Source organism: Bradyrhizobium sp. (assembly GCF_049798375.1).
Lineage (GTDB): Bacteria > Pseudomonadota > Alphaproteobacteria > Rhizobiales > Xanthobacteraceae > Bradyrhizobium.
Genome location: NZ_JBARGP010000548.1, coordinates 1 through 6684 on the forward strand (window position 1 = coordinate 1; position 6684 = coordinate 6684).

At 61.4% G+C, this 6684-nt stretch carries 5 protein-coding genes; all 5 read right to left on the reverse strand.

All coding sequences use genetic code 11. The features are described 5' to 3' along the window. Window positions 1-303: 303 nt before the first annotated feature. A complete protein-coding gene (locus WA702_RS21925) occupies window positions 304-756 on the reverse strand; it encodes an ester cyclase (protein WP_425112646.1) in 453 nt (150 codons plus the stop codon). A 377-nt stretch (window positions 757-1133) separates the two neighbouring features. Further along, window positions 1134-1511, reverse strand: coding sequence for a VOC family protein (locus WA702_RS21930; RefSeq protein ID WP_425112647.1), 378 nt, complete (start codon window positions 1509-1511; stop codon window positions 1134-1136). A gap of 230 nt (window positions 1512-1741) precedes the next feature. Next, window positions 1742-2203: a hypothetical protein gene (locus WA702_RS21935; protein ID WP_425112648.1), complete on the reverse strand. Its 462-nt coding sequence runs from the start codon at window positions 2201-2203 to the stop codon at window positions 1742-1744. A 224-nt stretch (window positions 2204-2427) separates the two neighbouring features. Then, on the reverse strand, window positions 2428-3423 hold the full coding sequence (locus tag WA702_RS21940; protein ID WP_425112649.1) for a hypothetical protein: 996 nt from the start codon (window positions 3421-3423) through the stop codon (window positions 2428-2430). 849 nt (window positions 3424-4272) lie between these two features. Continuing rightward, window positions 4273-6684, reverse strand: a 2412-nt coding sequence (locus tag WA702_RS21945; RefSeq protein WP_425112650.1) for a putative bifunctional diguanylate cyclase/phosphodiesterase, incomplete at its 5' end; no start/stop codon positions are given.

The following is a 6684-nucleotide window of genomic DNA, read 5'->3' on the forward strand; positions in this document are numbered from 1 at the left end:
ATGGGGACGCCGGACGAACTGGCGGCGTATGTCGGTGCGGGGATGGAATGATCGTCGTGCTATGCAGGCCCGTGATCGAGGTGCCGCCGCGCAAGACAGCCAATGACCATCCAAACCGACCGGAAACATTCAAGCCGAGTATTACAATCCACTCGCCGCTCCTGAGCAGACGCAAAATTGCGGCTCTCAGTTCGGCAATGGGCCAATAGGCGACGTCGGCACGTGCCTGATCGGGGCCCCGGCGATTGCGGGCCGCCCCGAAAAGGCCGGCCCGTTGCTGACACGACTCGCGCGCGAGCAAGCTTATGCAGCGGTCTTTATAAGTCCGAGCTGCGTCAGAGCAGTTACGCCGTCGTCAAGGCCGATCTCCTCGACGATCATGCCGTCATTGAGCTTAAGAACGGTCGTTCCCGTAAACCTCATAATGCGTCCGCTGTTGGCTGGAAGTGATCCCACCAAAAAGTCACGGAAGGCAGCGCCCGTGTGGGTACCGCCACCCTCCCAGCGCCCGACGACGTAGTCACCCTCGGCAATCAGGTCCGCCCTGCCCCAAAAGTTGAGATCGGGAAAAGCCTCGCGAAAGTCGGTCATGAAGGCCTTGATGTCGTCGCGGCCGCGACGTGGCGCGTGAAGCGAGTACTGCAACAGCATGTCCGGCGCTGCGAGTTCATCGACGATATTCAGGTTGCAGGCCTTGCCCCAAAAATCAGTAAACCAGCGACCTACGATCGCCTTGTTCTCACTTTCCTTCGACATGTGGCTAACTCCTGTCTTTCTGTGTTCGGTTTGAGTGGACGCCTCGGAAACCGGGTCTGATCCAGCTTGGACCATGCCGTCATGGCGGACATGCAGTACAGAGTGCGGATCAATCGCCAGCCTCTCGAATAGCTCTCGCAGTTCTGGTCGGAGACCGTCTCCGCAAAGAGCTGCTATCGAATGAAATGTTTGCCTGTCAGGCTCCTATCTGCGCGTTGTCACGATAGGATTTCCCGCAGATCGATCCACCCGATTTCAGACCGGCTGCTACGCCAGAACAGGTCGCCTTTAGGTCAGAAGCGGGCTAGAGATCTCCGGCCGCGTACTGCCGGTTGAACCTTGAGGCGATCTTCGGCTATGGCCAAATTGCGGGCGAATTATTGCGCTCCGGCGCGGAGACGGGTCGGCCAACCGACACGGACCAGCGTTTCATCCGGATCAGATATCGCGAATTCGTACATCCCCCACGGCTTGTCTTCGGGTGACTGCTGAAACTCGCGCGCCGCAGCGTCAACATTCTCGAGGTAAAGATAAAGCCCAAAAGGGTTTCTGCCTGGCGTTAGCCATCCCTCGACTGCGTCGGTCAGGTGCAGATATCCGCCTTTCGAGTTCGACAGCATACGATAAGTGTCGGGTTCTTCCGGAGCAGGCCTTTGGCTATCCGGGCGCGCAAAGCCTAGTCGATTGTAGAACCGCTCCGACGCATCAAGATCATTACACGGCAGGATCGCGATCAGAGATCCGGAAGGGCTCATTCCTGTACTCCGACGTCATGAACTTTCGTCCACTCTTCTCAAGGTCCGAAATCTGTCACCTTTAAGGTGGGAGTTCGAATTGGAACGGCCGGATGACCGCTCCAGGTCAAAGGTGGCTCTTGCCGCTTCGATCGCTCATTTCCGGTTGAGGCTTAGAGGGGGCATCGCGGGCACCGCCGTCGGCCGCCTGAGACCTCCCATCCCATCGCGCCTTACGACAACGTAGGCTCCTACGTTTCTAACTCCAGGCGCCCCTGCCGAACGCTCAAGGTTCTCAAGATCGCCTCTCGCCGGTCGAACAGCGCCCACGCGGGATCGCCTTCAGCAGTCATGAACGACGATACGAAGAGGTTATCCGACAGAGCTACGACGATTTCGGGCAGCCGCCCAACGATCGACAACTCCGAAAGAGACTTGTTGCGGACCAGATCGAATGTTGTCTCCCACAACGGCTCCTCGCTCCAGCTTCCGCACAAGATCGACGTACTGTCTTCGATCCGCCAACTCCACTCGATCATCAGACCAAACTCGCCACGCGGGTTTCCAAGCGTCCCGTCGCGGCGTCGACGGCTCGCGAGACGCCCAAACTCCAGGAAGATAGCCGAACCGGCACCTCGCCATAGGTGGGAAAGAGGAAGACCTATCAGCGGGTCGCGGAATGTCTGCAGGATAGAAACACTATCATTGCTCAAGCTCGGCTCCTCGTACCCATCCCTGCCCTGACCAGCATTCGCCTTCTCAGTCGGCTACGCGTCGGAAAGTGGGGACATCCGCGCTAGGCGTCAGCGGCCGCACTTCCACGCTGACAACGGCCGGTCGCGTGGCAAACCAGAGGGCAGCCGCGGCAGCTATGAATGCTGCGGCGCCAAGCCCAGCAAGTCCCTTCATGTCGATCGTCCTCCTGACGCGCTGCGCTCTAGTTGCTGAGGATCACACCGCGGCGCCGTCGCGCCGGATGATCGGCGCCGACGAGCGCATCCGTATCATCGGCGATCACGGCCTCGGGCAGCGGAAGCGGCTCCAATCCGGCAAACCGGCGATATAACGCGCCCATGATCGCCCCGTAGCCAATCGCAGGAATGAAAAGGTAGGACACCGAAGTGAATGGTGTCAGCGGCATCAGAAGATAGGCGCATATCAAGGCCATGACGCCCCCGAGTGCCGCATATTCAAAGGCGCGATGACGGCGAAGCGCCCTCGCAATGTGATGCAGGCACAGGACGAACACCGCCGACGGGACAATCGTCGCAACCAGGATTGTCAGGAATAGTTGTGCAGGAATTGCCGCCGCCATGATCGGGCCGACATTCGGTCCGGGTCCACCCGTGAGATAGTTGAAATAAGCCGGCAGCAGTGCGACCACCGTCGCCGACAAGACTGTCGTCAATAGCGCCGGGATCATTGCGGCAATAACGATGCCGGCAATCGAGGTGCGGACACGGGTGGGACCATCGAACGCGAGCGAGTTCGCGAGGCCCTCATATGACAGCGCCGGGAAGCGCGCGGCCGCAGACACGCCGGCAAACTGCCCATAGAGAAAGCCCGCGATCATGCCTGCGACCGCCGGCAAGAGGCCGATCGTCAGAGCCGTGCCGCCGGCAGGCGGCGAGAGCTCTATGCTGTTTCGGATTGCAATCGCATATCCCACCACGGCCATGGCTCCGCCCATGATGGCATAAGCCATCCGGCTCGATACCCTTCGCTGCCTCAGCATGAGGTGACCGCCATACAGAAGGCCGCAATCGATGGCCAGGCGGGTCAGATAGAACATCAAGACCTGATCAGGCGCGGGAGCTTCGGCTTCCATGGCTTTCGCGCCAAGCAGCGCCATTGCCGTCATGACGGCATGCGCGACGGCAAGAGGAATCAGTGCGACAATTAATGCGCGAAATGAATTATTGATAACGTACATGCCCGGCCACCTTCCGCCGGATACACGTTAAAAGCGAAACATGACCAGAGACCAACAAGATTAGATAAAATTGCGTTTGACCGCAGCGCAGGACGTGCTGAACATCGAGAGCGAGGATGATCTTGCACCACACACCGCCATCAGGCCCAGCTCTCGATGACGCGCTCACTTTGCATACCGCTCGCCGGGAAATCTGCGCAGCGGGGGAATTCGCCCGATCGCTGACGCGTTCGCATCGCGCCAGAACACTAATTTCTCCCGTTCCATCAATCATATCTCCGACCTGTCGTGCTTCCCGGCAAAAATTCCGCTTGTGTCGTCGGGCAAATCAGTCGCAGATTTCTGCGCATCCCGCCTCGATCACGAGGGGCGCTACGCGATCGTCACGAGCGTTGGGTGCGGGATGCGATGGACGCGACGTACCGCAGCGTGTGCTTCACACGCCGACGAACGGCATGGCGCGGACGGCGAAGTCGCGTGGTCCTGGTCTCCCGGTGCTGAGACCAAGTCAGCGATGTTCATGACGAGCATCGCGGCGACGGGGGCAAGAACGCCGGTCCCCGAGGAGAGCGCGTATAAGCCGTAACCCATTGCGCAGGGAAGGTCGGACTATCCGGCTGAGCCTGTGGTTCCTGCCCCGTGCACTTTTTACGCACGGGGGCCATGGGTATCAGCAGATACCCGACCTTCCCTGCGCCCTCTCGTTTCAGAGGGTTCATGTTTCGCAAAGCTCGGGCACGACAGGCTGCGAGAACGCGATGCCATGTCCGCACAATGGAAGTGCTGTTTGACATTCAGATCGAATACCAAACCAAGCAACTGCGTAGAACGAAAGGCCGCCGTCGCGCCTCACGCCGCCTTCGACACAAGCGCGCCGAACCGGACCAGCAGCTCCGCGATCTCGGAAGCCGGCCTTGCGGCGCTGAACAGAAAACCCTGCACCTGGTTGCAGCCCTCGGCGCGCAACCAATCGAGCTGGTCGGTGGTCTCCACCCCTTCCGCCGTGGTGGTGATGTTGAGGCTGCGGCCAAGGCCCGAGATCGCGCGCACGATCGCGACGCAATCCGTGCGTTCCGCGAGATCCTTCACGAAGGAGCGGTCGATCTTGATCTTGTCGAACGGGAAGCTGCGCAGGTAGCTCAGGCTGGAATAGCCGGTGCCGAAATCATCCATCGAGATGCTGACGCCGAGCGCACGCAGCTGATGCAAGGTCGCGAGATTGGTCTCGGTCTCGGCCAGCAGGATCGATTCTGTGATCTCGAGCTCGAGCCGCGTCGGTGCCAGGCCGGACTGCGCCAGCGCCGACATCACCACCTGGACCAGATTGCGGCTGCGGAATTGCACGGAAGAGAGATTGACCGCGATCTTGATCTCGTCGGGCCATTTTGCGGCCTCGTGACAGGCCTCGCGCAGCACCCATTCGCCGAGCGGCACGATGAGGCCGATGTCCTCCGCCACCGGAATGAAATCGGCCGGCGAGATCATGCCCTTGTCGGGATTGCGCCAGCGCAGCAGCGACTCGAAGCCGCTGATGCGGTTCGACGCCACGTCGACCAGCGGCTGATAATGCAGCTCGAACTCGCCATGGGCAAAGGCCCGGCGCAGATCGTGCTCGAGGTCGCGCCGTTTCTGGGCCTGGCGGTCCATTTCCTGCTCGAAGAAGCGATGCACGCCGCCGCCATCCTGCTTGGCGCGATACAGAGCCATGTCGGCGTTCTTCATCAGCTCTTCCGAGCTCGCACCGTCGCCGGGCGCCAGCGCGATGCCGATGGAGGCGCCGATCACGAGCTCATTGCCGTCGATTTCGTAAGGCGCGCTCAAGGTCGCGATCAGGCGGTTGGCGGTATCGCTGGCTTCGTTCGGCGAGACGCCGGCAGTGAGGATGACGGCGAATTCGTCGCCGCCGAGCCGCGCCGCGAGCGTGCCGCCATGGGTCTGCGTCTTCAAGCGCCCAGCGACCGCCCGCAACAGCCGGTCGCCGATCGGATGGCCAAAGCAGTCGTTGACGTTCTTGAACAGGTCGAGATCGATGCACATGACCGCGACGTGCTTGCCGGCTGCAGCGCCCCGCTCCAGCGCCTGCGCGAGGCGCTCCCGATAGAATTCGCGGTTCGGCAGGTCGGTGAGGCCGTCATGATGGGCCATATGCGCGATGCGGGCCTCGGCCTTGCGGCGCTCGGTGATATCGACGATCGCGACCAGGAAACCGTCCTGGCCGTCGAAAGCGACACGCCGCCCGTAGGTCAGCACCTGGATCTCGCTGCCGTCGGCCTTCAGATGGCGCCAGTCCTGATGGAAGTGATCGGTGTCGTCGAACCGCAGCAGCGCCTTATCGAGATTTTCCCATTCGCCCGAGGGCCACAGATCCCAGATTGTCATCTTCAGGAATTGCGTGCGGCTGTAGCCATAGTGCCTGACAGCGGCATCGTTGATGTTGAGAATCTTCGCGGTCGCCTTGTCGAAGATGCCCATCGGCATCGGGTTGTTGTCGAACAGCAGGCGGAACGAGGCCTCGCGGCGCTTCAACCCGGTAACGTCGGCGATGGTCAGCGAGACGATGTCGCCGAACGCATGCGCGCCAAGCCGCAAATTGCGATCGTCGCTATCAAGCTCGAACTGCGCGCGGCCGCCATCGGTGACCACCGCAAACAGCCGCTCCATCACCTCAGCCGTGCAGAGCAGATGGCCGCCTTCCCTCAGCCGGCGCCACTGCAGGTTGGCCGACGACAGTTTCAGCAGCTTTGCGGCGCCCTGATTGTGATGGACGATCTGGAAGTCGCTGGGCTGGCCTGCCGCATCGCGGATCGTCGCCAGCGACACCACGCCGTCATCGGTGGTCGAGAAGATCGCGTCGAGCAGATTGTACTGGGCTGCGCGCTCGTTGATATAGGTCCCGACCAGGGTGGCGCCCCAGCGCGAGGCGGTCGGCAGCGCCAGCACATCGTAGGTGCGGACCATGCCATCCCGCACGCAATGTGCCGTGGCGAGATAGGGCTTGGCGCTCGACAGCGCGCAATCGGCAGCTTCGCTCAGCACGGTCGCACAATCCGGCGACACCGCAGCGATCGGAATGTCCCAGCGCTCGTCCTGCAGCCATTGCTGCACGTAGCGTCCCGAACGCGAGAGCTGCAGCACGCCGCTTTCATTCTTCATGACCGCGATGTGATCGGCGAGCCGGCCGAGGCTGCCCAGCATCACGTCCTCGTAGCGCGGCATGGTCTGGCCCGGCCTCAACGCCGCCTGCCATTTGCGCTTCAGGAC

Coding starts and splice junctions, on each gene's coding strand:
- WA702_RS21940 (WP_425112649.1), bottom strand. CDS start 3,423: ATGTACGTTATCAATAATTCATTTCGCGCATTAATTGTCGCACTGATT.
- WA702_RS21925 (WP_425112646.1), bottom strand. CDS start 756: ATGTCGAAGGAAAGTGAGAACAAGGCGATCGTAGGTCGCTGGTTTACT.
- WA702_RS21930 (WP_425112647.1), bottom strand. CDS start 1,511: ATGAGCCCTTCCGGATCTCTGATCGCGATCCTGCCGTGTAATGATCTT.